Origin of the sequence: Anabaena sp. CCY 9910 (genome assembly GCF_963920875.1) — a bacterium.
GTDB classification, from domain to species: Bacteria; Cyanobacteriota; Cyanobacteriia; order Cyanobacteriales; family Nostocaceae; genus Trichormus; species Trichormus variabilis.
This window is the reverse complement of the sequence record NZ_CAWUDJ010000103.1, coordinates 1-1,960: the sequence shown is the minus strand read 5'-3', so window position 1 is coordinate 1,960 and position 1,960 is coordinate 1. Positions and strand designations below refer to the sequence as shown.

General features: G+C 42.8%; 2 protein-coding genes. Both read left to right on the top strand.

The window, feature by feature from the left end:
* On the top strand, window positions 1-317 hold a 317-nt coding region (locus tag ACM5QX_RS29455), incomplete at its 5' end, for a CHASE3 domain-containing protein (RefSeq protein ID WP_414756742.1).
* 174 nt (window positions 318-491) lie between these two features.
* Window positions 492-1,931 (top strand): ISL3 family transposase, encoded by a 1,440-nt coding sequence (locus ACM5QX_RS29450; RefSeq protein ID WP_414756741.1) that lies wholly within the window; start codon window positions 492-494, stop codon window positions 1,929-1,931.
* The last annotated feature ends 29 nt before the right edge of the window (window positions 1,932-1,960 follow it).

Here is a 1,960-nt window from a genome sequence, read left to right as displayed (position 1 = left end):
AAACAGTCACACTCTTCTATTTCCTGAGCTTCAGCCTCTTTGTCACCCCTTCAGAGAACACGCTTTTATTAATCAATACAAATAATCAAGTTAAAAAAAACCAAGAGAAAATTAACAAATTAGAAATACTGCTATCAGAAATTAAAGATGCAGAAATTGGACAACAAACCTATATCCTCACGGGAGAGGAATTGCATCTTCAACCCTATCAACTAGCAGTTGCCAATGTAGAGCGTGAATTCATTGTGCAATTAGAAAGTCATCTTAATAGTGTTCAAACCGAACTAACCCAATTAGGAATTCTATGCCAAGCATAGATATATCGTTGTGACTTGAATCATTAAATGGTTCTTGGCAACTTTTGGTGATCTAGGCTGGGGAAAGGCAGAGGGCAGAAGGCAGAAGGCAGAAGGCAGAAGTCAGAAAGATATAATTAAGATACGTCAAACTTCACTCCATCAAACATTTGAGGGATAATCCTCAGCTTGATTATGTTAGTGCTAAGTTATCTATTACCAGATTCAGCAAACCTGAAACTGGAAAATTGCGTTCTTGACGAGATAAACACTCAGATAAATGTGATTGTTTCCGCAATCACTAGAGTAGTTAATTGTCCAGTTTGTAATCAACCAACTCACAAAATTCATAGTCGCTATGAGCGAAAGTTAGCAGATTTACCCTGGGCTGATTACAGCATTACCTTACAGTTAAGGGTGCGGAAGTTTTTTTGCCTTAATAAGTTGTGTAAACGACGTATTTTTACAGAAAGGCTGACCAATGTAACCACACCTTGGGCGAGAAGAACTCTACGTTTAGCTCAACGACTGAATGCGATTGCTTTAGCTAATGGTGGTGCAGCAGGGGTAAGACTCTCGCAGCAATTGGGGATAAAAGTTTCTCGCAATACGCTATTAAATTTAGTCCGCTCAATCCCACTACCACCAATCGTAACGCCACACACTCTTGGGGTAGACGACTTCTGTTTTCGTAAATGTAAGACTTACGGCACAGCACTAATTGATCTAGAACGCAGCCGACCAATTGCTCTACTCAAAGATGCAAAGGCTGAAACGTTGACAGAATGGTTAAAATCTCACCCTGGTGTCCAAGTTGTCTCACGAGATCGGTCAAAAACTTATGAAAGTGGTATTCGCCAAGGCGCGCCAGAAGCCATTCAAGTTGCAGACCGCTTTCATCTATTGCAAAATTTATCTCAAACGCTTCATCAAGTCTTTGGTACTCACGCCAAAGCACTTAAAGAAGTGGAAAAACAAGTCTTGAATACTGATATTAAAGTGCTAAAAGATGTGGAAACACCACTTGAAGAAGGCAAAAGTATGTTCGCGCAGCGTCCCGTAGGGAAGACAGAGGGTATTCGGGAATTGGATGGGGACACATACCCCACCCAATTGCAGACAACTGAAATTCAAAACTTGGGTGGTAGTCTTCAAGCATTTTTGACAGAGAGTACAGACGGATTGACTGCACGGGAAAACCTAAGTGCCAACCATCTGCCTTTTCCTGATAACCTTTCCCTGATTAGTGAGGCTCATCCCGGCTCAGTTGTGCCAAGGTTTCCCCAAAACACAGCTCTAAAAAGGAAAGTCCAATCTGCCGAGGCACGGGCTAGACGGAGGGACATCCATGAGCGAGTTTGGAGCTTACGTTCTCAAGGCCTATCAGTACAAGCAATTGCTCAATCCCTGGGAGTTTGTAAAAACACCGTATATAATTACTTGCGTAGCTCAACTTTTACCGAACGTCGTGAACGTAGCGACCAAGGTCTGAGCCTTCTCAACCCTTATCATGATTACCTCCTCAGTCGCTGGAATAGCGGTAACCACAGCACCCAAAAACTGTTTGACGAAATTCGCGCCTGCGGCTATACCGGTAGTTATGCCACGGTCTTCAAGGGGCGACAAGCAACCTAAAGTGCTTGCTGTATAAGCTTCATAGCCCT